This is a genomic window from Streptomyces lichenis (assembly GCF_023218175.1).
Taxonomy (GTDB): Bacteria; Actinomycetota; Actinomycetes; order Streptomycetales; family Streptomycetaceae; genus Streptomyces; species Streptomyces lichenis.
This window is the reverse complement of record NZ_JALPTH010000018.1, coordinates 80,915-106,959: the sequence shown is the minus strand read 5'-3', so window position 1 is coordinate 106,959 and position 26,045 is coordinate 80,915. Positions and strand designations below refer to the sequence as shown.

General features: G+C 72.3%; 26 protein-coding genes and 1 riboswitch. Of the genes, 22 read left to right on the top strand and 4 right to left on the bottom strand.

The features are described from left to right. Positions 1-90: 90 nt before the first annotated feature. On the bottom strand, positions 91-1,206 hold the full coding sequence (gene gcvT / locus M1O15_RS19175) for a glycine cleavage system aminomethyltransferase GcvT (protein WP_248635175.1): 1,116 nt from the start codon (positions 1,204-1,206) through the stop codon (positions 91-93). Positions 1,207-1,353: 147 nt separating this feature from the next. Beyond that, positions 1,354-1,467: riboswitch (glycine riboswitch) on the bottom strand. A gap of 260 nt (positions 1,468-1,727) precedes the next feature. Between gcvT and M1O15_RS19170 the strand changes: the two genes are divergently transcribed. The 11 genes from M1O15_RS19170 (at position 1,728) to M1O15_RS19120 (ending at position 13,169) form a co-directional block, all read left to right on the top strand. Continuing rightward, positions 1,728-2,447 (top strand): AAA family ATPase, encoded by a 720-nt coding sequence (locus tag M1O15_RS19170; protein ID WP_248635174.1) that lies wholly within the window; start codon positions 1,728-1,730, stop codon positions 2,445-2,447. 119 nt (positions 2,448-2,566) lie between these two features. After that, positions 2,567-3,307 (top strand): enhanced serine sensitivity protein SseB, encoded by a 741-nt coding sequence (locus tag M1O15_RS19165; RefSeq protein ID WP_248635173.1) that lies wholly within the window; start codon positions 2,567-2,569, stop codon positions 3,305-3,307. Positions 3,308-3,371: 64 nt separating this feature from the next. Beyond that, positions 3,372-4,154 (top strand): enhanced serine sensitivity protein SseB C-terminal domain-containing protein, encoded by a 783-nt coding sequence (locus tag M1O15_RS19160; protein ID WP_248635172.1) that lies wholly within the window; start codon positions 3,372-3,374, stop codon positions 4,152-4,154. 283 nt (positions 4,155-4,437) lie between these two features. Beyond that, complete coding sequence (locus M1O15_RS19155) at positions 4,438-6,108, top strand: ABC transporter substrate-binding protein (RefSeq protein ID WP_248635171.1); 1,671 nt, start codon at positions 4,438-4,440, stop codon at positions 6,106-6,108. Positions 6,109-6,191: 83 nt separating this feature from the next. Further along, the gene (locus M1O15_RS19150) at positions 6,192-7,196 is read left to right on the top strand and encodes an ABC transporter permease (protein WP_248635170.1); all 1,005 of its coding nucleotides are present in this window, start codon (positions 6,192-6,194) and stop codon (positions 7,194-7,196) included. Between the two features lies 1 nt (position 7,197). Next, positions 7,198-8,160 (top strand): ABC transporter permease, encoded by a 963-nt coding sequence (locus M1O15_RS19145; RefSeq protein WP_248635169.1) that lies wholly within the window; start codon positions 7,198-7,200, stop codon positions 8,158-8,160. Between the two features lie 6 nt (positions 8,161-8,166). Further along, positions 8,167-9,171, top strand: a complete 1,005-nt coding sequence (locus M1O15_RS19140; protein WP_248635168.1) for an ABC transporter ATP-binding protein — start codon at positions 8,167-8,169, stop codon at positions 9,169-9,171. Next, positions 9,168-10,409, top strand: a complete 1,242-nt coding sequence (locus M1O15_RS19135) for an ABC transporter ATP-binding protein (protein WP_248635167.1) — start codon at positions 9,168-9,170, stop codon at positions 10,407-10,409. Before M1O15_RS19140 ends, M1O15_RS19135 begins: the two co-directional genes overlap by 4 nt. Positions 10,410-10,536: 127 nt before the next feature. Beyond that, positions 10,537-11,217, top strand: coding sequence for a trimeric intracellular cation channel family protein (locus M1O15_RS19130; protein WP_248635166.1), 681 nt, complete (start codon positions 10,537-10,539; stop codon positions 11,215-11,217). A 26-nt stretch (positions 11,218-11,243) separates the two neighbouring features. Continuing rightward, positions 11,244-12,140: a thioesterase family protein gene (locus M1O15_RS19125; RefSeq protein ID WP_248635165.1), complete on the top strand. Its 897-nt coding sequence runs from the start codon at positions 11,244-11,246 to the stop codon at positions 12,138-12,140. 24 nt (positions 12,141-12,164) lie between these two features. Continuing rightward, a complete protein-coding gene (locus M1O15_RS19120) occupies positions 12,165-13,169 on the top strand; it encodes a helix-turn-helix transcriptional regulator (RefSeq protein WP_248635164.1) in 1,005 nt (334 codons plus the stop codon). Here M1O15_RS19120 and M1O15_RS19115 read toward each other — a convergent pair. Then, positions 13,138-13,827 (bottom strand): TetR family transcriptional regulator, encoded by a 690-nt coding sequence (locus M1O15_RS19115; RefSeq protein WP_248635163.1) that lies wholly within the window; start codon positions 13,825-13,827, stop codon positions 13,138-13,140. The two genes, M1O15_RS19120 and M1O15_RS19115, sit on opposite strands and share 32 nt — an antisense overlap. A gap of 139 nt (positions 13,828-13,966) precedes the next feature. On the opposite strand from M1O15_RS19115, the gene M1O15_RS19110 reads away from it, so the two are divergent. From M1O15_RS19110 to M1O15_RS19095, 4 genes are all read left to right on the top strand, one after another. Then, positions 13,967-14,131 carry a hypothetical protein gene (locus M1O15_RS19110; RefSeq protein ID WP_248635162.1) on the top strand — a complete coding sequence of 55 codons (165 nt, stop codon included), beginning with the start codon at positions 13,967-13,969 and terminating at the stop codon, positions 14,129-14,131. Between the two features lie 68 nt (positions 14,132-14,199). Then, positions 14,200-14,487 carry a DUF4190 domain-containing protein gene (locus tag M1O15_RS19105; RefSeq protein ID WP_248635161.1) on the top strand — a complete coding sequence of 96 codons (288 nt, stop codon included), beginning with the start codon at positions 14,200-14,202 and terminating at the stop codon, positions 14,485-14,487. A gap of 68 nt (positions 14,488-14,555) precedes the next feature. Then, a complete protein-coding gene (locus tag M1O15_RS19100; RefSeq protein ID WP_248635160.1) occupies positions 14,556-15,725 on the top strand; it encodes a cysteine desulfurase family protein in 1,170 nt (389 codons plus the stop codon). A gap of 64 nt (positions 15,726-15,789) precedes the next feature. Next, positions 15,790-15,972 carry a DUF6480 family protein gene (locus tag M1O15_RS19095; protein WP_248635159.1) on the top strand — a complete coding sequence of 61 codons (183 nt, stop codon included), beginning with the start codon at positions 15,790-15,792 and terminating at the stop codon, positions 15,970-15,972. Positions 15,973-15,996: 24 nt separating this feature from the next. On the opposite strand, the gene M1O15_RS19090 is transcribed toward M1O15_RS19095, so the two are convergent. Beyond that, a complete protein-coding gene (locus M1O15_RS19090) occupies positions 15,997-16,710 on the bottom strand; it encodes an N-acetylmuramoyl-L-alanine amidase (RefSeq protein WP_248635158.1) in 714 nt (237 codons plus the stop codon). A gap of 61 nt (positions 16,711-16,771) precedes the next feature. Between M1O15_RS19090 and mnmA the strand changes: the two genes are divergently transcribed. From mnmA to M1O15_RS19075, 3 genes are all read left to right on the top strand, one after another. Then, positions 16,772-17,899, top strand: a complete 1,128-nt coding sequence (gene mnmA, locus M1O15_RS19085; protein ID WP_248635157.1) for a tRNA 2-thiouridine(34) synthase MnmA — start codon at positions 16,772-16,774, stop codon at positions 17,897-17,899. 172 nt (positions 17,900-18,071) lie between these two features. Then, positions 18,072-18,440 carry a hypothetical protein gene (locus tag M1O15_RS19080; RefSeq protein ID WP_248635156.1) on the top strand — a complete coding sequence of 123 codons (369 nt, stop codon included), beginning with the start codon at positions 18,072-18,074 and terminating at the stop codon, positions 18,438-18,440. Then, positions 18,437-20,203, top strand: coding sequence for an alpha/beta hydrolase (locus M1O15_RS19075; protein ID WP_248635155.1), 1,767 nt, complete (start codon positions 18,437-18,439; stop codon positions 20,201-20,203). The genes M1O15_RS19080 and M1O15_RS19075 overlap by 4 nt, the downstream gene beginning before the upstream one ends. A gap of 585 nt (positions 20,204-20,788) precedes the next feature. On the opposite strand, the gene M1O15_RS19065 is transcribed toward M1O15_RS19075, so the two are convergent. After that, positions 20,789-21,115, bottom strand: a complete 327-nt coding sequence (locus M1O15_RS19065) for a DUF427 domain-containing protein (RefSeq protein WP_248635154.1) — start codon at positions 21,113-21,115, stop codon at positions 20,789-20,791. An 88-nt stretch (positions 21,116-21,203) separates the two neighbouring features. On the opposite strand from M1O15_RS19065, the gene M1O15_RS19060 reads away from it, so the two are divergent. The 4 genes from M1O15_RS19060 (at position 21,204) to ligA (ending at position 25,859) form a co-directional block, all read left to right on the top strand. After that, a complete protein-coding gene (locus tag M1O15_RS19060; protein ID WP_248635153.1) occupies positions 21,204-21,743 on the top strand; it encodes an LOG family protein in 540 nt (179 codons plus the stop codon). A gap of 29 nt (positions 21,744-21,772) precedes the next feature. After that, the gene (locus M1O15_RS19055) at positions 21,773-22,462 is read left to right on the top strand and encodes an SDR family oxidoreductase (protein ID WP_248635152.1); all 690 of its coding nucleotides are present in this window, start codon (positions 21,773-21,775) and stop codon (positions 22,460-22,462) included. 114 nt (positions 22,463-22,576) lie between these two features. Further along, a complete protein-coding gene (locus tag M1O15_RS19050) occupies positions 22,577-23,614 on the top strand; it encodes a methionine synthase (RefSeq protein ID WP_308282367.1) in 1,038 nt (345 codons plus the stop codon). 52 nt (positions 23,615-23,666) lie between these two features. Then, positions 23,667-25,859: an NAD-dependent DNA ligase LigA gene (gene ligA / locus M1O15_RS19045; protein WP_248635151.1), complete on the top strand. Its 2,193-nt coding sequence runs from the start codon at positions 23,667-23,669 to the stop codon at positions 25,857-25,859. The last annotated feature ends 186 nt before the right edge of the window (positions 25,860-26,045 follow it).

Here is a 26,045-nt window from a genome sequence, read left to right as displayed (position 1 = left end):
GCGGTGGCGCGGGCGTGGCTCACCCGTGCTACGGGGCCGGACACGGCCGTACGGATGCGGGCGGCCCTTCCGTATGGATACGGCTGCGGGTCACTTCTGCCGCTTGTAGAACGGCAGCGCGACGACCTCGTACGGCTCATGGGTACCGCGGATGTCGACGCCGACGCCCGCGGTGCCCGGCTCGGCGTGCGCCGCGTCCAGGTAGGCCATGGCGATCGGCTTGCCGAGGGTGGGGGAGGGGGCGCCGGAGGTGACCTCGCCGACCACCTCGCCGCCGGCCACCACGGACATCCCGGCGCGCGGCACCCGGCGGCCCTCGGCGACCAGCCCGACCAGCTTGCGCGGCGGCTTGGCCGAGGCGCGCTCGGCGGCCGCCTCCAGCGCGGCCCGCCCGACGAAGTCGCCCTCCTTCTCGAACTTGACCACTCGGCCCAGACCCGCGTCGAACGGGGTCAGCGCGGTGGTCAGCTCGTGCCCGTACAGCGGCATGCCCGCCTCCAGGCGCAGGGTGTCCCGGCAGGACAGCCCGCACGGGATCAGCCCGGCCTCCGCGCCCGCCTCGGTCAGCGCGGTCCACAGGGTCTCGGCGTGCTCGGGGGCGGAGAACAGCTCGAAGCCGTCCTCGCCGGTGTAGCCGGTACGGGCGATCAGCGCCGGCACCCCGGCGACGGTGCCGGGCAGCCCCGCGTAGTACTTCAGCCCGTCCAGGTCGGCGTCGGTCAGCGAGGCGAGGATGCCGGGGGAGGCCGGGCCCTGCACCGCGATCAGCGCGTAGGCGTCCCGGTCGTCGCGCACCTCGGCGTCGAAGCCGGCCGCCCGCGCGCTCAGCGCGTCCAGCACGGTCTGGGCGTTGGAGGCGTTGGCGACGACCATGTACCGCCGCTCCTCCAGCCGGTAGACGATCAGGTCGTCCAGGATGCCGCCGTCCTCCTGGCAGATCATGGTGTAGCGGGCGCGGCCCACGGCGACCGAGGAGATGTTGCCGACCAGCGAGAAGTCCAGCAGCGCGGCGGCCTGCGGCCCGGTGACGGTGATCTCGCCCATGTGGGACAGGTCGAACAGCCCGGCCCGGGTGCGGACGGCCTGGTGCTCGTCCCGCTCGCTGCCGTAGCGCAGCGGCATGTCCCAGCCGGCGAAGTCGGTCATGGTCGCGCCCAGGGCGCGGTGCACGGCGTCCAGGGCGGTGGTACGGGGGGCGGTGCTCATCGGATGTGGCTCCCAGGTCCGGGGCATGCTGGCGAGGACGATCCTCCCCATCTGTCATCGGAACCTGAGAGGTTCGCCGCGACCACGGCGGGTCGGGGCTTGCACCTTGGGTGGAGCCGGCGGAGCGGCTCGCTTTTCAGATCTGCCTCATCGCGTGCGGTACGGGGCCTGAGAGATTCAAGGGAGGGACTTGCTCCTTCGGCGCCCGGGGCGTGCGGTGTACCTCTCGGTACGGCCCCGGAACTCTCCCGCGCGGATTCGAGCGGCCGGTATGCGGTTGTCAGCACGGTCGAGCGGTCGAGCTGTCCAACTGTGCGCGTGGCGGGCACATCATCGCACGAGCACTGCCATCGGAAAAGGTCCGGATTGCCGGGGCCCCAGCGTGGGGATGGTCATATCACTTGTGCCTTATTACCGATTCTTTACACTTCAGGGGCGAAGCTCGGAGCACGGCGAGCCCCTGGCGTGAAACAACTCGGGGACCTGGGCCCGACGGGGCCCGTTGGACGGGGGAGTGAGCGATGAGGACGCAGCGCACCGACGCGTACGCGACGGGCGGCGCGGGCTCGTCCGGCGCGGCCGGCACCGGGTCCGGCGGCGCCGTCCGGCCCCGGCTGCCCGCCCGCGCCCGGGCCACCGCCGCGGGCCGGGCCGCCCGCCCCGCCCCGCCCACCGTGCGCGATCTGCGCGAGCGCTCCGGCCGCGGCCCCCGCGCCCTCACCTTCGCCCCCGGCGACCTGGTCGTCGTCTCCGGTCTGCCCGGCAGCGGCAAGTCCACCCTGATCGCCCGTGCCGCCCAGGGCCGCGGCATCGACTCCCAGGACGCCCGCGAGCGCTGGGAGCACCGGATGCCCGCTGCCCTGCCGTACGCGGTCTACCGCCCGCTCGCCCGGCTCGCCCACTACGCCGGGCTGCGCCGGGCGCTGCGCTCCGGCGAGCCGGTCGTGGTCCACGACTGCGGCACCCAGGCCTGGGTGCGCCGCTGGCTGGCCCGGGAGGCCGCCAGACGCGGCCGCCGGCTCCACCTGCTGCTCCTGGACGTCACCCCGCGCACCGCCCGCCAGGGCCAGCGCGACCGGGGCCGGGGCGTCTCCGGGTACGCCTTCGCCCGCCACCGCCGGGCCGTCGGCCGGCTCGTCGGCGACGCCGAGCGCGGCATCCTCCCGGCCGGCTGCGCCTCCGCGACCCTGCTGGACCGCCCCGCCGCCTCCGCCCTGCGCCGGATCGCCTTCGACGGCTGACCGGTCCCCGCCCACCCGGGCCGCCAGCCCCCGCCCACCCGGGCCGCGTTAGGGTGCAGCCACCGGTGACCCGACCGGGGCGAGGGACGCGCGGGGCGCGGGGAGGGACGAGGGCAGCAGTGGACACCGCATGGCCGGCCAACGAGCTGGAGGAGGCGCTCGCCGCCTCGCTCGGCACGCCCGAGGCGGGGGCCCGCCTCATCGAGGTGCTCGGCCGCAGCCAGGTCTGGGTGCCGCTGCCGGGCGGCGGCAGACCCGACAGCCGCGACCTCGACCTGCCCACCCTGGAGCTGGACGGCCAGGCCTACGTCCCGGTCTTCAGCTCCGCCGAGCAGTTCCGGCGCTGCGCCGGCCCCCACCTCCCGCACGCCGTGGCGCCCGCCGTGGAGTTCGCCCGGGGCCTGCCCCCGCAGGTCGGCATCGCCGTCAACCCGGGCGGCGCCGTCGGCGTACCGCTGCCGCCCGCGGCCGTCGCCGAGCTGTGCCGCACCGGGCACACCCCGCTGGACGGGCCCGCCTCCGGCGGCCGGGTGCGGCTCTTCGAGCCCGACTGGCAGGACGACCCGGTGGACTTCCTGGCCGCCGCGGCCGCCGAGTTCGACGCCGCCGGCACCGTGCTCACCGCCCGCCGCTGCCTGGCCAGCGTCGAGGGCGGCGACCCGGTCCTCTTCATCGGTGTCCAGCTCTCCTCCTGGGAGGGCCCCGAGCGCACCGCCCCGATGGACGCCCTCGGCCGGGCGCTCGGCCGCGTCCCGGTGCGCTGGCCGGTCAACCTGGTCCTGCTCGACGTGGCCCAGGACCCGGTCGGCGACTGGATGCTGGAGCGGCTCCGCCCCTTCCACCAGCGCGGACCGGCCTGACCGCGCCCGTCGCACATAAGCTTGCCGGGTGGGCCGGGTGGCCCGAAGAGGGGCGGGAGAACGAGTGAGCGGGTCAGGCACCGCGGCGACCGGTGGGGTCGAGGAGCTGCTCGGGCGGGTCGTGCCCGGCCGGTACGACGCCTATGAGGCGCTGCTGCACGCCCTCGCCGACGGCCGGCTGTGGATGCTGCTGTGGCAGGGCCGCCCCGGCTCCTTCGACGCCCAGTACGGGAACATGGAGGTCGACGGCCACGGCTACGCCCCGTGCGCCACCTCCGAGCGGGAGCTCGCCGCCTCCGGCTGGGACCGCGCCCACGAGGTGGTCACCGGACGGGACATCGCCCGCGCCCTGTACGCCGAGCGCTGGGGCCTGTGGCTCAACCCGCACGCCCCCGGCGGCGGCGTCGGCGTCCCCTGGCCCGACCTGCGCCGGATCGCCGCCGGCCTGGACCGGATGCCCGCCGGACCGCTGCGGCTCTCCGAACCCACCATCGCCCTGCCGCAGTTCTACGCGCTGCTCGCGCAGAACGCCCACCGCACCCCGGCCGTCCGCTCGCTGCGCCGCGCCTGGGTGCAGCCCGCCGCCGGCACCCCGTACCTGGTCATCGGCCTCGACCTGTACGACTCCGGCCAGGGCGCGGTGGACGCGGTGCGGGCCATCATGAGCCAGTCGGTGGCCGCCGTCCCGGACGGGCTGCCGGTCTCCACGGTCGCCATGTCCGACTCGTACGACCCGGTGGCGCTCTGGCTGCGCGCCCACGCCCGCCCCTTCTACGACCGCGAGGCCCACGCCACCGCCCCGGTCGTCCCCCACACGGGCTACGGCTACCCGCCCCGTACGCCCTGAGGTCCCCGTCTCCGGCGCCGATCCAGGCGGCGGGTGCGCCCCGGCCGTCTCGATCCAACCCATCGACCACCCGCCACGGCCCCGGACCCCGCCCGCCGATGTGCCCGCACATGGGTGCCGATGACCGCGTGGCGGCCCTATCTCCCGTATACGTCCGGTTGGTTCGGTGTCCGGGTCTCGACTGGGTATCACCGCTATGCGGACTGTTCTCCTCGGTCAGAGGCGTGGGTAGTGTTCGGCCAATCGAACCCAGCGACCATGCGCACATACCAGGGGTGGGCCCATGCACACGTTTCGAACACGATCCATCCGGGCGGTCACGGCGGTGGTCGCCGTCGGGCTGATCGCCTCTGGTTGTGCCAGTGAGCGCGGCGAGGACGGTGACAAGGGCGGCGCCAAGGACACCTTCGTGTTCGCCGGCGCCGGCGACCCCGGTTCGCTCGACCCCGCGCTCGCCAGCGACGGCGAGACCTTCCGGGTCACCCGCCAGGCGTTCGAGGCGCTGCTGGAGCACGAGTCCGGCGGCAGCAAGCTGACCGGCGGCCTGGCCGAGACCTGGTCCAGCAACCCGGCCGGCACCGTGTGGACCTTCAACCTCCGCAAGAACGTGACGTTCCACGACGGCGAGAAGTTCGACGCCGCCGCGGTCTGCGCCAACTACGACCACTGGTTCAACTGGAAGGGCACCTACCAGTCGAGCGCGGTCTCCTACTACTGGCAGACCATCATGGGCGGCTTCGCGAAGAACGAGGACCCCGAGACGCCCAAGGCCAACTACAAGTCCTGCACGGCCAAGGACGAGAACACCGCGGTCATCGAGGTCAACGAGCCCTCCGCCAACCTCCCCGGCGGCTTCTCCCTCCAGGCGCTGGCGATCCACTCGCCGAAGGCGCTCAAGGAGTACGAGAAGCAGGACGCCTCCGCCAAGGGCGACGCGATCACCTACCCCAAGTACAGCCAGGAGGCCGGCACGGTCGCCGGCACCGGCCCGTACAAGATCGAGAAGTGGAACAAGGGCAACAAGGAAGTCAGCCTGACCCGCTTCGACGACTACTGGGGCGACAAGGCCAAGATCAAGAACCTGGTCTTCCGCACCATCGACACCGAGGAGGGCCGCCGCCAGGCGCTCCAGGCCGGTGACATCAACGGCTACGACCTGGTCGCCCCGGCGGACGTGAAGACGCTGGAGAAGGAGGGGTACGTCGTCCCGACCCGCGACGTCTTCAACATCTTCTACGTCGGCATGAGCCAGAGCGCCAACCCGGCGCTGAAGAAGCCCGAGGTCCGGCAGGCCATCACGCACGCCATCGACCGGGAGAACCTGGTCAAGACCCAGCTGCCCGAGGGCGGCAAGGCGGCCACGCAGTTCATGCCCGACACGGTCGCCGGCTACTCGGACAAGGTGAAGACCTACGCCTTCGACACCGAGAAGGCCAAGGGGCTCCTCAAGAAGGCCGGCGAGGAGAAGCTGAAGATCCAGTTCTGCTACCCGACCGAGGTCACCCGCCCGTACATGCCCGCCCCGCAGGACATGTTCGAGCTGATGAAGGCCGACCTGGAGAAGGCCGGCATCACCGTCCAGCCCAAGGCCATGAAGTGGGCCCCGGACTACCTGGACGCCACCGAGGCGGGCTCCTGCGCCCTGCACATGCTCGGCTGGACCGGTGACTTCAACGACGGCTACAACTTCATCGGCACCTGGTTCGCCGGCTTCGACAAGCAGTGGGGCTTCAAGGACAAGAAGGTCTTCGACGCCGTCAACGCCGCCTCCAAGGTGACCGACCCGGCCGGCCGCGTCGCGGCGTACAAGAAGGCCAACGAGGTCATCGCCGAGTACGCCCCCGGTGTGCCGATCTCCTCCTCGCCGCCGGCCATCGCCTTCGGCAAGAACGTCAACCCGCCGAAGGTCTCCCCGCTGACGCAGGAGAACTTCGCCGAGACCAGCTTCAAGTAACCGCACACCGTGCGGGTCCGCCCGGCCACTGAGACCTCCGTGGCCGGGCGGACCTGCTCCAACGTGAGAAAGGGGCACGCGGGGTGCTGCGACTCGTCGTACGAAGACTGCTACAGCTGATACCCACCCTGCTCGGCCTGTCGGTCCTGCTGTTCGTCTGGCTGAACCGACTGCCCGGCGGACCCGCCTCAGCGATCCTGGGCGAGCGCGCCACCGAGGCCGAAGTCGCCAGGATCAACCGGGCCCTCGGGCTCGACCAGCCGATCACCGTCCAGTACTGGCGCTTCCTCAAGCGCATCGCCGAACTGGACCTCGGCACCTCCGTCCAGACCGGCCAGCCGGTGTGGGACGAGTTCACCCTGCGCTTCCCGGCCACCGTGGAGCTCAGCTTCGCGGCGATGTTCCTGGCCGTGGCCGTCGGCATCCCGCTCGGCTACCTCGCCGCCAAGCACCGCGGCGGCTGGCTGGACGTGGCCTCCGTCTCCGGCTCGCTGATCGGCATCTGCATCCCGGTCTTCTTCCTCGCCCTGCTGCTCAAGGGCGTCTTCGCCGTGCAGCTCGGCTGGTTCCCCAGCTACGGACGGCTCTCCACCGGACTGGACGCCACCGACGTCACCGGCTTCGCGGTCCTCGACGGACTGCTGACGGGTGAGCTCGACGCCAGCTGGGACGCCCTGCTCCATCTGGTGCTGCCCGCCATCGCGCTCGCCTCCATCCCGCTCGCCGTCATCGTCCGGATGACCCGGGCCAGCGTGCTGGAAGTGCTCGGCGAGGACTACGTCCGCACAGCGGAGTCCAAGGGCCTGCAGAAGCGGACCGTGCGCGGTCGGCACGTCCTGCGCAACGCGATGCTGCCCGTGGTCACCGCCGTCGGCCTGCTCACCGGCAGCCTGCTGTCCGGCGCCGTGCTCACCGAGTCGGTGTTCTCCTTCGGCGGCATCGGCAACTTCATCCGCACCTCGATCGACTCCCGCGACTACCCGGTGCTCGTCGGGTTCATCCTCTTCATCGCCATGGTGTACGTCCTGATCAACCTGCTGGTGGACCTCGCGTACAGCCTCATCGACCCGAGAGTGCGGGTGCACTGAGTTGACCACCCTGACCAAGAAGGCGGACAAGGTCGACCGGCTCGCGGAGCTGATGCAGACCTCCGAGTCCACCACCGGCGCCAGCCTCTGGCGCGAGGCCGCCCGCCGGCTGCGCAGCAGCAAGATGGCGATCATCGGCGCGGTGATCATCGCGGTGTTCGTGGTGCTGGCGGTCATCGGCCCCTGGATCGCCCCGTACACCCCCACCGCGCAGACCTGGCGCGGCGAGGTCTTCGCCAACCAGGGCAGGTTCGTCGGCATGCGCGGCGAGAACTGGTTCGGCCTGGACCACCTGGGCCGCGACATGTTCTCCCGGATGCTGGTCGGCGCCCGGCAGACCCTGCTGGTCGGTGTGGTCTCCATGCTCATCGGCCTGGTCATCGGCGCCCTGATCGGCGTGCTGTCCGGCGCCGCCGCCACCCTCGGCGGCCCGATGGGGCGGCGCCTGGACACCGTGATCATGCGGATCACCGACATCATGCTGTCGCTGCCCTCGCTGCTGCTGGCCGTCTCCATCGCCGCCGTGCTGGGCCAGTCGCTGACCACCGTGATGATCGCGGTCGGCGTGGTCCAGATCCCCATCTTCGCCCGGATGCTGCGCGGTTCGATGCTCGCCCAGGGCGGCTCGGACTACGTGCTCGCCGCCCGCGCCCTCGGCGTACGGCGCAACCGGATCGTGCTCACCCAGATCCTGCCCAACTCCCTCAGCCCGGTCATCGTCCAGGCCACCCTGAGCCTGGCCACCGCCATCATCGAGGCGGCCGCCCTGTCCTACCTGGGACTCGGCAACCCCGACCCGGCCGTTCCCGAGTGGGGCGTGATGCTCTCGCAGGCCCAGCGGTTCTTCGACAACGAGCCGATGATGGCGGTCTACCCGGCGGTCGGGATCATCATCACCGCCCTCGGCTTCACCCTGCTCGGCGAGGCCATGCGCGAAGCACTCGACCCGAAGCTGCGAGGCTGAACCACCATGCCACTGCTCTCCGTTGACGAACTCAGCGTCACCTTCACGGCCAAGGGCCGCAAGGACTCCACGGCCGTGGACGGCGTCTCCTTCGACGTCGACCAGGGCCAGGTCGTCGGCCTGGTCGGCGAGTCCGGCTGCGGCAAGTCCGTCACCTCGCTGGCGCTGATGGGCCTGCTGCCCGCCAAGGGCGTACGGGTCGGCGGCCGCGCCGAGTTCGACGGCACCGACCTGCTGAAGCTCGGCCCCGCGAAGATCCGCGACATGCGCGGCCGCCATCTGGCCATGATCTTCCAGGACCCGCTGTCCTCCCTGAACCCGGTCGTCCCCATCGGCGTCCAGGTCACCGAGATCCTCCAGCGCCACCGCGGCCTCAAGGGCGAGGCGGCCCGCAAGGAGGCCGCCCAGCTGCTGGACCGGGTCGGCATCCCGGACCCCGCCCGGCGGCTCAAGGAGTACCCGCACCAGCTCTCCGGCGGCATGCGCCAGCGCGCCCTGATCGCCATGGCGGTCGCCTGCGCGCCCCGGCTGCTCATCGCCGACGAGCCGACCACCGCGCTGGACGTGACCATCCAGGCCCAGATCCTGGAGCTCCTCAAGGAGCTGGTCGACCAGGAGGGCACCGCCCTGCTGATGATCACCCACGACCTGGGCGTGGTCGCCGGGCTCTGCGACGAGGTCAACGTCCTCTACGCCGGCAAGGCGGTGGAGACCGCGGGCCGCCGCGAGCTGTTCGCCCATCCCACCCATCCCTACGCGCACGGGCTGCTGGGCTCCATCCCCCGGCTGGACGCCCCGCGCGGCGAGCCGCTGAACCCGATCCGCGGCTCCATCAACGACAAGATCGCCTGGGCCGACGGCTGCGCCTTCGCGCCCCGCTGCGACCACTACACGCTGGAGTGCCTGACCGGCACCCCCGAACTGACCGAGCCCCGCACCGCCGGCCACCAGGTCCGCTGCGTCAACCCGGTGCTGCCCCCGGTCCGGCCCGCCGCGGAGGTACCGGCATGAGCCTGCTCGAACTGGACAACCTCAAGGTCCACTTCCCCATCCGCAAGGGCATCCTCTTCGACCGCACGGTCGGCCATGTCTACGCGGTGGACGGCGTCTCCCTCAAGGTCGAGGCCGGCCAGACCTACGGCCTGGTCGGCGAGTCCGGCTGCGGCAAGACCACCCTGGGCCGCGCGGTGCTGCGGCTGGTCGACGTCACCGAGGGCGAGGTCGTCTTCGACGGCACCGACCTGGCCAAGCTGGACGAGGAGGCCATGCGCCGCTTCCGGCGCCGCCTCCAGATGGTCTTCCAGGACCCGCTGGGCAGCCTCAACCCCCGGCAGAACATCGAGTCCATCCTCGCCGAGGGCATGGCCGCCCACGGCATCGGCGCCGACCAGGCCGAGCGCCGCGAGAAGATCAAGGCCATCCTGGCCAAGGTCGGACTGCCCGCCAACGCGCTCTCCCGCTACCCGCACGAGTTCTCCGGCGGCCAGCGCCAGCGCATCGGCATCGCCCGAGCCCTGGTCCTGGAACCGGACGTGATCATCTGCGACGAGCCGGTCTCCGCGCTGGACGTCTCCATCCAGGCCCAGGTGGTCAACCTCCTCGAAGAACTCCAGGAGTCCCTGGGCCTCACCTACCTGGTCATCGCCCACGACCTGGCCGTGGTCCGCCACATCTCCGACGTCATCGGGGTGATGTACCTCGGCTCCCTGGTCGAGGAGGCGCCCAGCGACGCCCTGTACGAGGGGCCCCGGCACCCGTACACCAAGGCGCTGATGTCGGCGGTCCCGGTGCCGGACCCCGACCTGGAGGACCGCCGCGAGCGCATCCTGCTCCACGGCGACCTGCCCTCCCCGGCGAACCCGCCCACCGGCTGCCGCTTCCACACCCGCTGCCCCTGGGTGCAGGAGACCAGGTGCGCCACCGACCGCCCCGAGCTCACCGACACCGGTGACGGACACCGGGTGGCCTGCCACTGGACGGCCGAGATCGAGGCCGGCACCCTGGCCCGCACCCGCGCCACCGGCGTGGAGGCCGTCACCGAGACCGCCGCCGTCGCCGAGGAGCCGGCGGTCGCGGACGTCGTACGGGAGGAGGACGACAAGGCGGTGGCGGACGCCCAGCCGGGGCTCCCGGTGCCGGGTGTCGCCGCCGGCGCCCCCGCCTCCGACGCCTCCACCGCCGTGCCGCGCCCCGCCGAGGCCCCGGCCGACGAGCGGTCGCCCTCCACCGAGGGCGGCGGCAAGCGCTGACGGCGTACGGGGGCGGGTGCGGCGGCCGGGTACGGTACGGGCCGCCGCACCCGCCCTCGTATCGGACGGCCCCCCGGGGTGGCCGGCGCCCGGCACGATCCCGCCCCCGCGCCCGGCACAATAAGGCGTGCTCCAGGATTTCTTCACGCCCTCCGTCCAGCACGCACTGGACCTGGTGGGCATCTTCGTCTTCGCCATCTCCGGCGCCCTGCTCGCCGTGCGCAAGAACTTCGACGTCTTCGGCATGGCGGTGCTCGCGGAGGTGACCGCGCTGGGCGGCGGGCTCTTCCGGGACCTGGTGATCGGCGCCGTACCCCCCGCCGCCTTCACCGACCTGGGCTTCTTCCTGATGCCGCTGGTCGCCACCGCCCTGGTCTTCTTCCTGCACCCGGTGGTCGAGCGCACCCAGGCCGCCGTCAACGTCTTCGACGCCGCCGGGCTGGGACTGTTCTGCGTCACCGGGGCCACCAAGGCGTACGAGTACGGGCTCGGGCTCACCGCCTCGGCCGTGATGGGGCTGGCCACCGCGGTCGGCGGCGGTGTGCTGCGGGACGTGCTCGCCAACGAGGTGCCCTCGCTGCTGCGCTGGGACCGCGACCTCTACGCCGTACCGGCGATCGTCGGCGCCACCCTGGTGGTGCTCTGCATCCGGTTCGAGATGCTCAACCCGTTCACCAGCGGGGTCGCCGCCGTCACCGCCTTCCTGATCCGGATCCTGGCGATGCGCTACCACTGGCGGGCCCCGCGCGCCTGGAACCGCCGCTCCTCGGCGGCCGAGGAGGTGATCCCGGAAAAAGCTACCGCTTAGTAATGCACCCGTTGTACGGTTCCGCCATGGACAGCTCGAACAGCGTGCGGAGCCACGGACCGGGCAGCGCTCCCGCCCTCGTACCGGACGGCCCCGCCCTCGCGACCGGCAGCGAATTCGACCGCGACACCGCGGTGACCCGGCGCGAGCCCGGTGTCTACGACGCCGAACTCTCCGCCGGCTGGACGATCATCCAGGCGGTCAACGGCGGCTATCTGCTCGCCCTGATCGGCCGGGCCCTCGCCGACGCCCTGCCGCACCCCGACCCGTTCACCGTCTCGGCCCACTACCTCACGCCCTCCGTGCCCGGCCCCGCGGTGGTCCGCACCGAGACCGTCCGCACCGGCCGCACCCTCTCCACCGGGCAGGCCTCCCTCCTCCAGTACGCGGAGGACGGCACCGAGGTCGAGCGCATCCGGGTGCTGGCCACCTACGGCGACCTCGACACCCTCTCCGACGACATCCGCACCAGCGCCAAGCCGCCGGCCATCCCGCCGCGCGAGCACTGCCTCGGCCCGGCCGACGGACCGGCCCCGATCGCCGGCTCCACCGCCATCATGGACCGCCTGGACATCCGCCTGGACCCGACCACCCTCGGCTGGGCCGTCGGCGCCCCCTCCGGCAAGGGCGAGATGCGCGGCTGGTTCGGCCTCGCCGACGGCCGGGAACCCGACCCGCTCTCCCTGCTGCTCACCGTGGACGCGCTGCCGCCCACCTCCTTCGAGCTGGGCCTGCCCGGCTGGACCCCGACCGTCGAGCTGACCACCCATGTCCGCTGCCGCCCGGCCCCCGGGCCGCTGCGGGTCGCCATCACCACCCGCAACCTGGCCGGCGGCTTCCTGGAGGAGGACGCCGAGATCTGGGACAGCGCCGACCGGCTGGTCGCCCAGTCCCGCCAACTCGCCCGCGCCCCCCGCGCGTAGCCCCTCCGGCTAGGGTCGGCCGATGTGAAGTCCGACCGGCTGCTCTCGCTCCTGCTGCTGCTCCAGACCCGCGGCCTGGTCTCCGCGACCGAGCTGGCCGAGCGCCTCGACGTCTCCGTACGCACCGTGTACCGGGACGTCGAGGCGCTCTCCGCGTCCGGGGTGCCGGTCTACACCGAGCGCGGCCGGCACGGCGGCGTCGCGCTGCTGCCCGGCTTCCGCACCGATGTCACCGGGCTGACCGCCGACGAGTCCCGCGCCCTGTTCGTGCTCGCCGCCGAGGGCACCCACGCCGCCCTCGGCCTCGACGCCGCCCTCGGCTCGGCGCTGCGCAAGGTGATGGCCGCGCTGCCCGCGCCGCACCGCCCGGCCGCCGAACTGACCCGCCGCCGGGTGCTGGTCGACCCCGACCGCTGGCTGCGCTCCCCGACCGCGCCCGGGGTCCCGGTGGACGCCCTGCACGACGCCGTGCTCACCGACCGCCGGCTCCGGCTGCGCTACCGGCACAGCGGTACGGCGGACCCGAGGACGTACACCGTCGACCCCTACGGCCTGGTGGCCAAGGCGGGCGTCTGGTACCTGGTCGCCGACCGCCGGGGCCGCCCCCGCCTCTTCCGCGTGGACCGCACGCACCGGGCGGACCCCCTGGCGGAACCGGTGCGCCGCCGCCCGGGGGTGGAGCTGGCCGAGGTGTGGGAGGTGCTGCGCCGCCGGGTGGAGCGGCGCCCGGCGGGCCTGCGGGTGCGCGCCCGGGTCCGGGCCGACCGGCTGGACCTCTTCCTCCGGCTGCACGGCGGCCTGCTGACCGCCCCGCCCTCGCCACCTGGTTCCGAGGAGTGGTCCAGGATCGAGTTCGAGGTTCCGGATGTGCTCCATGTCCGCCAGTTCCTCGCCTACGGCCCGAGCCTGGAGGTGCTGGACCCGCCCGAGGCCCGCGCCGAACTCGCCCGCTCCGCCGCCGCGGTGACGGCCCTGTACCAGGGGCAGAGCGACGGGGTCAGTCCAGCCAGTGGCGGCGACCCAGGCTGATCAGCCGCATCCGCCGCCGCGCCACCCGGGCGACCTCCGCCCGCGTGCCCCCCTCCGGACCGGCCGCCAGCAGCGCGGACGCCGTCATCACCATATGGTCCACATACAGCCCCGCCAGCATCAGCAGATCGGCCCGCGACCAGCCCGCCGCCTCCGGCACGGCCGCCAGCGTGTCGGCCACCTCCGCACCGAACAGGGCGAGTTGGCCGGAGATCGCCGCCCGCACCGCCGTCACCCCGCCATGCTGCTCCCGTGCGATGAAACGGACGTGAGCGGGGTACTCGCGTACCAGCGCGTCGATCAACTCCACCGCGGCGTCGATCCGTTCGTCGCCGCCGTCCTCGCCGCCCCCACCGTCCTCCGGGCCGGTGCCGTCGCGGACGGTCGCAGCCAGCGCGGTGCGGATGGTCGTGTGCAGGCTCCCCAGGGCCTCGTCGACAAGGGCGACGCCGAGGTCCGCGGTGTCCCGGAAGTGCCGGTAGAAGGCGGCCGGGGTGACTCCGGCCGCGCGGGTCACCTCGCGCAGCCCGAGGCTGCTCAGACTCTGCTCCTCCAGCAGGGCCAGGGCGGCGTCCAGCAGTGCCCGGCGCGTGCGCAGCTTCTGCGCCTGCCGGACGCCGGGGGCTCTGACCTGGGTGGTTTCGGCGGTGTGACTCATTCCACCGAGTAAACAACCGTTCTCCGACTCCGGCCAGTGTCAAGTCAATTGGACCGGGTAGTCAGTAAACAACTGTTCCCCACCTGTGACCTTCATCCCTCGGCCTTCCCGGCCCACAGCGAAGAAGGAGGCACCTCCGATGGTGTTCATCGTCGCCGCCCTGCTCCTGCTGGGTGTCGTTCTCGGCACCGTGGCCCATGTCCCGCTGCCGGTCAGCCTGGTGCTGGCCGCCGTGATCGGCGTCTGGCTGCTGATCTTCAGCGCCCGGGAGCGCCGCCGCCGTCCCCTCCAGCGCGGCCGCTGACCCCGTCCGCCGAGCCACCGTCGAGAAAGCGCCGAGAGACACCGCCGAAGGTACCCAGGGAGACCACCATGGAGCTCACCCGCCCGAACACCGCGTCCACCTCCACCGCCCGCGCCCGGCGCCGGTTCGACGCCAACGGCATGGCCGTGGCGTCCTTCGTGCTGGGGCTGGTGGGGCTGCTGGTGATGAACCTCGTGCTCGGCCCCATCGCCATCGGCCTCGCCGTCCTGGCCCTACGCCGCGGCACCGTCCGCCGCACCCGCGCCTTCCTCGGTCTCGGCCTCGGCGTCGCCGACCTGGTGGTGCTCGCCATCGTGATGAGCACCTCCGACGGCAGCGCCTGGAGCATCGCCTGAGCCGGCGGGGACCCTCCCCGGACGGCCCCCGTCCGCCCTCGTCCCCGGCCTCGTAGAATCGGGGCACCATGGCCTACCTCGACCACGCCGCGACCACTCCGATGCTGCCGGAGGCGATCGAGGCGATGACCGCCCAGCTCGCCGCGACCGGCAACGCGTCCTCGCTGCACGCCGCCGGCCGCCGGGCCCGCCGTACCGTCGAGGAGGCCCGCGAAAGCCTTGCCGAGGCGTTCGGGGCGCGCCCCAGCGAGGTGGTGTTCACCTCCGGCGGCACCGAGTCCGACAACCTCGCCGTCAAGGGCCTGTACTGGGCCCGCCGGGACGCCGACCCGCGCCGCGTACGCGTGCTGACCAGCCCCGTGGAGCACCACGCCGTGCTGGACGCGGTGCACTGGCTCGGTGAGCACGAGGGCGCCACCGTCGAGTACCTGCCGGTGGACGGCTACGGCAGGGTCCATCCGGACGCGCTGCGCGAGGCGATCGCCCGCGAGCCGGAATCCGTCGCGCTGGTCACCGCCATGTGGGCCAACAACGAGATCGGCACCATCTTCCCCGTCGCCGAACTGGCCGCCGTAGCCGCCGAGTACGACGTCCCCATGCACTCCGACGCCGTCCAGGCCGCGGGCCAGCTGCCGGTCTCCTTCGCCGACTCCGGCCTCGCCGCGGCCACGCTCTCCGGCCACAAGATCGGCGGCCCGTACGGCATCGGCGCGCTGCTGCTCGGCCGCGACCAGACCCCGGTCGCCGTGCTGCACGGCGGCGGCCAGGAGCGCCATGTGCGCTCCGGCACCCTGGACGTACCGGCCGTCGCCGCCTTCGCCGTGGCCGCCGCCCTGGCCCGTCAGCGGCAGCCCGAGTTCGCCCGGGAGATCGGCGCGCTACGGGACGAGCTGGTGGACGCCGTACGCTCCGCCGTCCCGGACGCCGTCCTCGGCGGCGACCCCGACCCGGCCGGCCGGCTCCCCGCCAACGCCCACTTCTCCTTCCCCGGCTGCGAGGGGGACTCCCTCCTCCTGCTGCTGGACGCCCAGGGCATCGAGTGCTCCACCGGCTCCGCCTGCACCGCTGGCGTCGCCCAGCCCAGCCACGTCCTGCTGGCCACCGGCACCGACCCCGACCTGGCCCGCGGCACCCTGCGCTTCAGCCTCGGCCACACCTCCACCCGGGCCGAGGTCGAGGCCCTGGCCAAGGCCATCGGCCCCGCCGTCGAGCGCGCCCGCACTGCCGGCCTGAGCTGACCCGGCCGCCCCCCTGGCCCGGTGCCGGATGCGGGTCCGCCGCCGCCGGGCCAAGCTGGGAGACATGACCGATCCGCTGGTACCGCCCGGAGAGACCCCACCCGTCGAGGGCTCGACCGCAGAGGCCCACGAGGAGCGCCCGGACGGCGGCCCCTGGGAGCACCCCGGGGTGTGGGTGTGGCTCGTCATCATCGTCGCCGTCGCCGTAGCCGCCTTCTTCGTGGCCCGCTTCGCCTCCCTCATCTAGCCCGCCGGTCCCGGCGGCGGCCGCTTATCCCCCGCCCGCCGCCCGAGTGGGCTTCACCGTGGTCTGCGGACCGGTGGACGCCGCCCGCACCAGCTTCAGATACCGCGGCCAGTCCCAGTGCGGCCCCGGGTCCGTGTGGTCGGTGCCCGGCACCTCCACATGGCCGATGATGTGCTCGCGGTCCACCGGTATCCGGTAGCGGGCGCATATCCCCGCCGTCAGCCGGGCCGACGCCGCGTACATCGCGTCCGTGAAGTCCTGCGGCCGGTCCACGAACCCCTCGTGCTCGATGCCGATGCTGCGCTCGTTCACCGACCGGTTGCCCGCGTGGTACGCCACATCCAGCTCCCGGATCATCTGCGCGACATGCCCGTCCTTGCGCACCACATAGTGCGTGGCGGCCTGGTGGGCGGGGTCCTGGAACACCCGCAGCGCGGAGGCGAAGCTTCCCTGCACCACATGGACCACCACCCGGTCGATGGGGTAGTCGTCCGGCCGGTCCGCCCGCCGCCAGTTCGCCTCCGAGGCGGCCGTCCACTGGGCGCCCGCGTGGTCCAGCGCGCCCGGCACCCGCTCCTTCTCCACGCCGGGCACCCGGTACCAGGCCCCGCGCAGCTCGTCCCAGCCCAGCACCGCGGCGCCCCCCAGTACCACCGCGCCCCCGCCGACCAGCACCGCCCGCCGACCGACCCGCCTGTCCCGCCCCGCCGCCTTCTCCGACGCCTTCTTCTCACCCATGTGCTCGTGAACGCTTATCCCCGCGACCGTGGTTCCCGGCGGCCCGTACCCTGGTAGGGCTATGACACAGACTTCCCAGCGCCCCCTGCGTGTGCTCGCCGCCATGTCGGGCGGGGTGGACTCCGCCGTCGCCGCCGCCCGGGCCGCCGAGGCGGGCCATGACGTCACCGGTGTGCACCTCGCGCTCTCGGCGAACCCGCAGTCCTTCCGTACCGGCGCGCGCGGCTGCTGCACGATCGAGGACTCCCGCGACGCCCGCCGCGCGGCGGATGTGATCGGCATCCCGTTCTACGTCTGGGACCTGGCGGAACGGTTCCGCGAGGACGTCGTGGACGACTTCGTCGCCGAGTACGAGGCCGGGCGCACCCCCAACCCCTGCCTGCGCTGCAACGAGAAGATCAAGTTCGCGGCCCTGCTGGACAAGGCGCTCGCCCTCGGCTTCGACGCCGTGTGCACCGGCCACTACGCCACCGTCGTCGTCGCCGAGGACGGCAGCCGCGAACTCCACCGCGCCAGCGACATGGCCAAGGACCAGTCGTATGTGCTCGGCGTGCTGGACGAGAAGCAGCTCGCCCACGCGATGTTCCCGCTCGGCGACACCCTCACCACCAAGGACGAGATCCGCGCCGAGGCCGAGCGCCGGGGCCTCGCGGTGGCCAAGAAGCCCGACAGCCACGACATCTGCTTCATCGCCGACGGTGACACCCAGGGCTTCCTGGCCCAGCGGCTCGGCCGTGCCGAGGGCGACATCGTGGACGAGTCCGGCGCCCGGGTCGGCACCCACGAGGGCGCGTACGGCTTCACCATCGGCCAGCGCAAGGGCCTGCGCATCGGCCACCCGGCGCCCGACGGCAAGCCCCGCTACGTCCTGGACATCTCCCCCGTGACCAACACCGTCACCGTCGGCCCCGCCGAATCCCTCGACGTCACCGCCCTCACCGCGATCAAGCCCCGCTGGTGCGGCACCGCCCCCACCGGCCCCGGCACCTACACCGCCCAGCTGCGCGCCCACGGCGGCGAGACCGAGGTCACCGCCGAACTGCTCCCCGGCGCCGAGCTGCGCGTCTCCTTCACCACCCCCGTCCGCGGCGTGGCCCCCGGCCAGGCGATCGTCCTCTACGACGGCACCCGGGTGGTCGGCTCCGCCACCATCGCCACCACCGAACGCCGGACCACCGTCACCGCCTGACCCCACCCCCACCCCCGAAACACCAGTACGGCGGCGGGCCACCCCGGCCCGCCGCCCCAGCCCTCCCCGCCGCCTTCCGCCTCACCACATCCCACCCGTCACCCGTGGTCGGACTACCCTCACTCTCCGCGACTCGCCATCAGTCGCCTCCCGAGCGCGAGGGGATGTCCCCATGGGGCAACAAGCAGTCCACCACCACTCCGGCAGTCCATCGGTACCGCTCCTCCAGCACAGCCGCGGCCCCTGGACCAGCGCCTCCGCCACCGCCGCCGAGCTGCACACCAGCACCGCCAACGGCCGCAACACCCTGCGCCCCGCCCACGATCCTCTGACTGCCTGGGTAGGCCTGACCGCACCCGCCGCCCTCCTCACCGTCCTCACCTCCTGGGAGGAGCGCCTCGCCGCGATCCGCGACGAGTGCGACCACCTGAGCGGGGCGCTCCGCCAGGTGGCCGTCCACCTGGGCGAGGTCGACACCGCCACCGGCACCTCCCTCAAGGCCGTTCCCGTGCCGACCTCTGCCGGGACCGCGACCCGATGACCGAGACCGCCCTCGACTGGCAGCGCCTGCACGACCTGAGGCCCGCCGACTTCGAGGCCGCCGGCAACCGCTGGCACGCCGTCTCCAGCCGGGCGGGCGCCGACGCGTTACGGGTCGGCCAGGCCATGTCCGCCCAGCTCCGCGAGACCCAGCGCGGCGACGCGGCTACGGCGGCGCTGCGCAGGCTGCGCCGCCTCCACCGCAACCTCGACTACGTACGCACCGAGTGCGGCCTGGTCCGCACCACCCTCAACGGCCTCGCCGCCGACCTCGCCGAGCCGCAGCGACAGTTGCGGCTGGCCCTGGACGAGGCAGCCGAACTGGGCTTCACCGTCCATCCCGACGGCTCGATCACCTACCCCGCCTCCACCGTCCACACCCTCCTCGGTCCCCAGGACACCCCCGCCGGCCAAGCCGCCCCCCGCGCCGCCCTCCCCCTGGACCTGCCCCACTCCTCCCTTGATTCCTCCCTCCGCCCCCTCAACCCCCACGCCGACAGGGCCCAGGCCCTCGCCGACCGCATCGCCCGCGCCGTACGCGCCGCCGCGGAGGTCGATGCCCGATACACCCGCACCCTCAACGGCCTCCGAGCCGCGAAGGGCCTGGACATCACCGCGGCGACCCTCCGCGACGTACGGCGCGACACCGCCGACGTACGCCACGCCGCGAGCGCCTACCTGGCCGCCGACGTCCCCTTCGACGCCACCCCCGCCGAACGCAAGGCCTGGTGGGACGCCCTCACCGACGAGCAGCGCCAGGAGTTCCTGCGCATCGCCCCCGACCTGGTCGGCAACCTCGACGGCATCCCCGCCGCCGCCCGCGACCAGGCCAACCGGGCGTACCTGCCGACCCTCATCGAGGAGCTCGCGGGCAGGCACGACGACGCCTCCCAGACCAAGCTGGAGGCCCTGCGCCTGCTCCAGGCCCGCCTGAACCAACCGGGCGGCCTGCCCATGTACCTCCTCGGTATCGGCGACGAGGGCAACGGCCGCGCCATCGTCGCCTACGGCAACCCGGACACGTCCCGGAACGTGGCGGCGTACGTGCCGGGGCTGGGGACGGCGCTGGATGCGGATTTCGTGGAGGACACGATGGTCCGAGCAGAAGACACGGCCATCGGCGCCCGCGATGTCGACCCGTCGAGCGCGGCGATCATCTGGCTCGGTTACGACGCCCCTCAGAGCGCGGACGTCATGAGCACGGGCGACGCCGAGCGGGGAGCTCCGGCATATAGCAGGTTCATTTCAGGACTCGTGGCGACGAATGAGAAGTCGGACCCTCATGTCACTGCGATCGGCCACTCGTACGGATCGCTAACCGTCGGTACCGCTGCGCGTCAGACGAACGGCATTCCGGGGGTCGACGACGTAGTTCTCCTAGGGAGCCCCGGAGTGGGCGTGGACAGGGCCGAAGACCTGGGAGTCGGGCGCGAGCACGTTTTTGTCGGCGCCGCTGAGAATGATCCGGTAACTCGCCTTCCGACAAAGGAGGAGTTCGCCCTCGCAGGTCCAGCTGCCTTCATCTACGGCGATGTCTATGACCGTGGCGATGACGACATCTACTTCGGTAAGGATCCCGCAAGTGCGGCTTTTGGAGCTCATCGATTCAAAGTGGACCCGGGGCCGGCTCCGGTCCTGGAGATGGGTGGCTTCGACGCTCATTCGCAGTACTTCACGCCGAGCCTCGACTCGGAATCTGCCAGCAATATCGCAAGAGTTGTCGGTGGGCGACCCGGCAAAATCACTTTGGAGGACCGAAGGTGATGGCACTCGCTCGTGTGGCTAAGGCATCGGCTGCTTGTGCCGTCATGGGAATGGCGCTCGTCGGGTGCGGCCTGGATGGGCAAGCTGTGGACGTGGGAAGGGCGGGAAGCGACGTGGATATGCGACATGCGGCTCGGCGTGCCGACCAGATGTTGGACGCCACCTTCGCTGCGATCATTCCCGAAGTAGCGTGGTCTCACCACATCACCACCACTAGTAGTTGCGTGGTGAAGAGGCGCCGCAAGATCATGACGGTGATCTCGCCGCAGCGCCTCGGCAGCTTCCTAGGAGTAGTCCAGCGCCACTGGACCAAGAGCGGCTACGAGATCACCTCCGTGAACAAGTCCCGCGACATGCCCGCCATCTTCGCCAGGTCCCCCGACGGCTTCCAGCTCGCCCTCAACGTCGGCTACGCCGGACAGGCATCGTTCGAAGTCGCCACGCCCTGCGTGGCCAAGTCCCCCGTAGACGCCCCCCGCACCCCACCCAACGGCCCAGCCTATCCGCCGGGCGAGATCCCCACCCCCAACGTCCACTCGGCCTTCTGGTCCGCCGGGACCCCCTTATCGAGCCCCAGCCCGTCCCCTACCCCACCACCTCCGTCTCGTAGAAGCACAGGTGGTCCTTGATGCCGGCGACCTCCGGCTTGGGGTCCGGGTAGGCCCAGACCGTGTCGTCGGCGCCGGGAAGGGACCAGTAGGAGGCGTCGCCCTTGAAGGGGCAGTGGGTGCGGGTGTCGGAGGGGGTCAGCAGGTCGGTGCGGACGTCCTCGGGAGGCAGGTAGTAGCGCGGCGGGCAGCCGGTCTCGCGCAGCACCAGGGGGCGGCGGCTCTCCGCCACCACCCGGCCCTCGTGGACGGCCCTCACATGCTCGGTGCCCTGTTCGACGGTGATGCGGTGTCCTGAGGTCATACCAGGGCAACGCCGAGCCCCGGCGGCTCGTTCCCCGGACCCCGTCCCTCACCCGTACGGGTGGCCCTACCTCCCGTACCGTGGCGCCATGAACATCTGCGTCTTCCTCTCCGCCGCCGACCTGGACGAGCGCTACACCCGGCCCGCCCGCGAGTTCGCCGAGCTGCTCGGCAGGGGCGGGCACACCCTGGTGTGGGGCGGCTCCGACGCCGGTCTGATGAAGGTCGTCGCGGACGGGGTGGAAGAGGCCGGCGGGCAGTTGGTCGGCGTCTCCGTGGAGTTCCTGTCGCACAAGGCCCGCCCCGGCCTGGACACCATGGTCGTGGCCAAGGACCTGTCCGAGCGCAAGGCGCTGCTGCTGGAGAAGGCGGACGCCATCGTGGTCATGGTCGGCGGGATGGGCACGCTGGACGAGGCCACCGACATCCTGGAGCTGAAGAAGCACGGGCACCACACCAAGCCGGTGGTCCTGCTGAACGCGGCCGGGTTCTACGACGGCCTGAAGGAGCAGCTGCGGCGGATGGACGAGGAGGGCTTTCTCCCGCTGCCCCTGACCGAGCTGGTGTTCTTCGCCGAGGACGGGCTCTCGGCCCTGGCCTACCTGGAGGAGGCGGCCGGTCTGCGGTGAGGCCCGGCCCGGGTGCGAGCATGGCACCCATGGCCACACACATGATCACAGGCGCCGGTTCCGGCATCGGCGCGGCCGTCGCGCGCAGGCTCCACGAGCGGGGCGACGACCTCGTACTGCTGGCGCGTGACGCCGGACGCGCCAAGGAGTTCGCCGAGCGGTACCCGGGCGCCCGCACCCTCGTCGGGGACCTCGCCAACCCGGACCGGCTGTCCTGGGCGTTCTCGCACCAGGAGCTGCCGGACCGGGTCGACTCGCTGCTGCACATCGCGGGCGTCGTGGACCTGGGCGAGGTCGGCGAGCTGACCACCAAGGCGTGGCGGAGCCAGCTGGAGGTCAACCTGGTGGCGCCCGCCGAGCTGACCCGGTTGCTTCTGCCGCAGCTGCGGATCTCCCAGGGCCACGTCCTCTTCGTCAACTCGGGCGCCGGGCTGAACGCGCACGCCGGCTGGTCCGCGTACGCCGCCTCCAAGCACGGCCTGAAGGCACTGGCCGACGCGCTGCGCCACGAGGAGCACGGCAACGGGGTGCGGGTCACCTCGGTGTACCCGGGGCGGACCGCGAGCCCGATGCAGGCGAAGGTGCACCAGCAGGAGGGCAAGGAGTACGACTCCTCGCGCTGGATCGACCCGGAGTCGGTGGCGACCGCGATCCTCACCGCGATCGACCTGCCGAGGGACGCGGAGATCAACGACCTGACGGTCCGACCAGGACGCTGACCCGGACAGCCGGACAGGGGAGGGGCGGCCCGGCAGGCAAAGCCGCCGGTCGGCCCGGCCCCACCACCCCGTCTCCGTGGCCGCCCCGGCCACCCCGCCCCGTACGCTTCCCCGGTGAGCGAGACGACCGAAACCACCGAGAAGACCGAGCCGAACACCTTCCCCTGGGGGCCCGCGACCGGTGTCGGGTCGATGCCCGGCGGTGACGCGCGGGAGGCGGCCAAGACCGTCACCGGGTCCTTCGAGGACTTCCCGTTCCTGGCCGAGCTGCCCGCGCGGGGGCCGGGGGCCGACATGATCGGGCGCAGCCTCGGGCTGCTCGTGGAGATGTACGCGCATGTGGAGCCGAGCGGCTGGCGGATCAGCGACCGGCCGGGGCGGGACACCCGGCGGGCGCGGTCCTGGCTGGGTGAGGACCTGGACGCCTTGGAGGAGTTCACCCAGGGGTACCGGGGCCCGCTGAAGGTGCAGGCGGTCGGTCCGTGGACGCTCGCCGCCGCGCTGGAGCGGAGGAACGGGGAGGCGGTGCTGGGGGACGCCGGCGCCTGCCGGGACCTCGCGGCCTCGCTGGCCGAGGGGCTGCGCGGGCATCTGGCGGAGGTACGCCGGCGGGTGCCGGGGGCGCGGGTGGTGCTCCAGCTGGACGAGCCCTCGCTGACCGCCGTACTGCGCGGCCGGGTCCGTACCGCCAGCGGCTACCGCACCCACCGCGCGGTGGACCGGCAGGTGGTGGAGAGCGGTCTGAGGGACCTCGTCGGTGTGAACGAGGGGCATGGGCCGGTCATCGTCCACTCCTGCGCACCGGACGTGCCGTTCGCCCTGCTGCGGCGGGCCGGGGTCGCCGGGGTGTCGTTCGATTTCGGTCTGCTCACCGAGCGTGACGAGGAGGCGATCGGGGAGGCGGTCGAGGGCGGGACCAAACTGCTCGCCGGTGTGGTGGGGTCGGTCGACGGCCCGTTGTCAGACCCGGGCGGTAGCGTCATGGGTGTCAGAACGCTGTGGCGCAGGCTGGGCCTGTCTCCGGGGATCCTCGCGGACTCCGTGGTGATCACCCCGACGTGCGGGCTGGCGGGCGCCTCGCCCGCGTACGCCCGGGCGGCGCTCGCCCACTGCGCCAAGGCGGCACGCTCACTCGCGGACAACCCTGAGTGACCGAGTGACTGAGCAGGACGTCGGCGAGACGTTGGCAACGGGAGGAACGACGGTGGCTGTCGAACAGCAGGACGTGGTGCCGGCCGAGGCACGGGAGCAGCACACCCGGCTGGCCGAGCAGATCGAGGAGCACCGCTTCCGGTACTACGTGAAGGACGCCCCGGTCGTCAGCGACGCCGAGTTCGACCGGCTGCTGCGCGAGCTGGAGGCGCTGGAGGAGGAGTATCCGGAGCTGCGTACGCCGGACTCGCCGACCCAGAAGGTCGCCGGGCAGTACGAGACCGACTTCACCGCCGTCGAGCACCGCGAGCGCATGCTCTCGCTGGACAACGCCTTCGACGGGGAGGAGCTGGCGGCCTGGGCCGAGCGGGTGGAGAGGGAGGTGGGCGCCTCGGCGCACCACTTCCTCTGTGAGCTGAAGGTGGACGGGCTGGCGGTCAACCTCACCTACGAGAAGGGGCGGCTGGTGCGGGCCGCCACCCGCGGGGACGGGCGTACGGGTGAGGACATCACACCCAACGTCCGCACCATCGCGGACATCCCGGAGCGGCTGCGCGGGGAGAACATCCCCGAGCTGGTGGAGATCCGGGGCGAGGTCTTCTTCCCGATGGAGAAGTTCGAGGAGCTGAACGCCCGGCTGGTGGAGGCCGGCGACAAGCCCTTCGCCAACCCGCGCAACGCCGCCGCCGGTTCGCTGCGCCAGAAGGACCCCAAGGTCACCGCCACCAGACCGCTGCACATGGTGGTGCACGGCATCGGCGCCCAGCAGGGGCTGCGCTTCGACCGGCTGAGCGAGGCGTACGGGCTGCTCAAGGAGTGGGGGCTGCCCACCGCCCTGCACAACAAGGTGGTGGAGGACCTCGCCGGGATCGAGGCGTTCATCGCCTACTTCGGCGAGCACCGGCACTCGGTGGAGCACGAGATCGACGGGGTGGTCGTCAAGCTGGACGAGATCCGGCTGCAGGGGCGGCTGGGCTCCACCTCGCGCGCCCCGCGCTGGGCGATCGCCTGGAAGTACGCGCCGGAGGAGGTCAACTCCAAGCTGATCGACATCAAGGTGGGCGTGGGGCGTACGGGCCGGGTCACCCCGTTCGCGCAGGTGGAACCGGTCACCGTGGCCGGCTCGGAGGTGGAGTTCGCCACCCTGCACAACCAGGAGGTCGTCAAGGCCAAGGGCGTGCTGATCGGCGACACCGTGGTGCTGCGCAAGGCCGGGGACGTCATCCCGGAGATCCTCGGCCCGGTGGTGGACCTGCGGGACGGCAGCGAGCGCGAGTTCACCATGCCCTCCGAGTGCCCCGAATGCGGTACGCCGCTGCGGGCCATGAAGGAGGGCGACATCGATCTGCGCTGCCCCAACGGCCGCACCTGCCCGGCCCAGCTGCGCGAGCGGCTGTTCTACCTCGGCGGCCGCTCCAGCCTGGACATCGAGCACTTCGGCATGGTGGCCGCCGCCGCCCTCACCGGCCCGCTGGAGCCCGCCGAACCGCCGCTCACCGACGAGGGCGACCTGTTCGACCTGCGAGAGGAGCAGCTGCTGGACATCCGGGCGTACGTCCTGGACCCGGACAGCGGACTGCCCAAGCGGGACCCGAAGACCGGCGAGGAGAAGATCGCCCGGGTCTTCGCCAACCAGAAGGGCGAGCTGAAGAAGAACGCCCGCGCCATGCTGGACAACATCGCCGCCGCCAAGGACCGGCCGCTGGCCCGGATCGTCAACGGACTGTCGATCCGTCATGTCGGCCCGGTCGCCGCCCAGGCGCTGACCCGCGAGTTCCGCTCGATCGACCGGATCTTCGAGGCCGGTGAGGAGGAGCTGGCCGCCACCGAGGGCGTCGGGCCGACCATCGCCGCCGCCATCCGGCAGTGGTACGAGGAGGAGTGGCACCGCGAGATCCTGCGCAAGTGGAAGGCGGCCGGGGTCCGCTGGGAGGAGGAGTCCACCGGCGAGGACGAGGGGCCGCGCCCGCTGGAGGGGCTGGCGGTGGTCGTCACCGGCACCCTGGACGACTACACCAGGGATGGCGCGAAAGAGGCGTTGCAGAGCCGCGGGGCGAAGGTCACCGGTTCCGTTTCCAAGAAGACCTCCTTCGTGGTGGTGGGGGACAACCCCGGCTCCAAGTACGACAAGGCCGTTCAGCTCAAGGTCCCGGTGCTGGACGAGGCCGGCTTCGGCGTCCTGCTCGAACAGGGGCCCGACGCCGCCCGCGAGGTAGCTGTTTCGGCCGAACAGCAGCCCGAATAAGCCCACTCGGGCTCACCCGTTCAGCGCATACCAGACGGATAAGGGTGGCTGGGTCGCATTCGGGCAAGACCAGTAGTGCGCTGCCCGTGGAAGCCTCCCGACGCCTACTGTTGAGGTGTGCGTCCGTCATGCACGGCCGTCGGGGGAGCGCTTCCCCTCGCGAAGGAGCGGGGAAGGGCCACCACC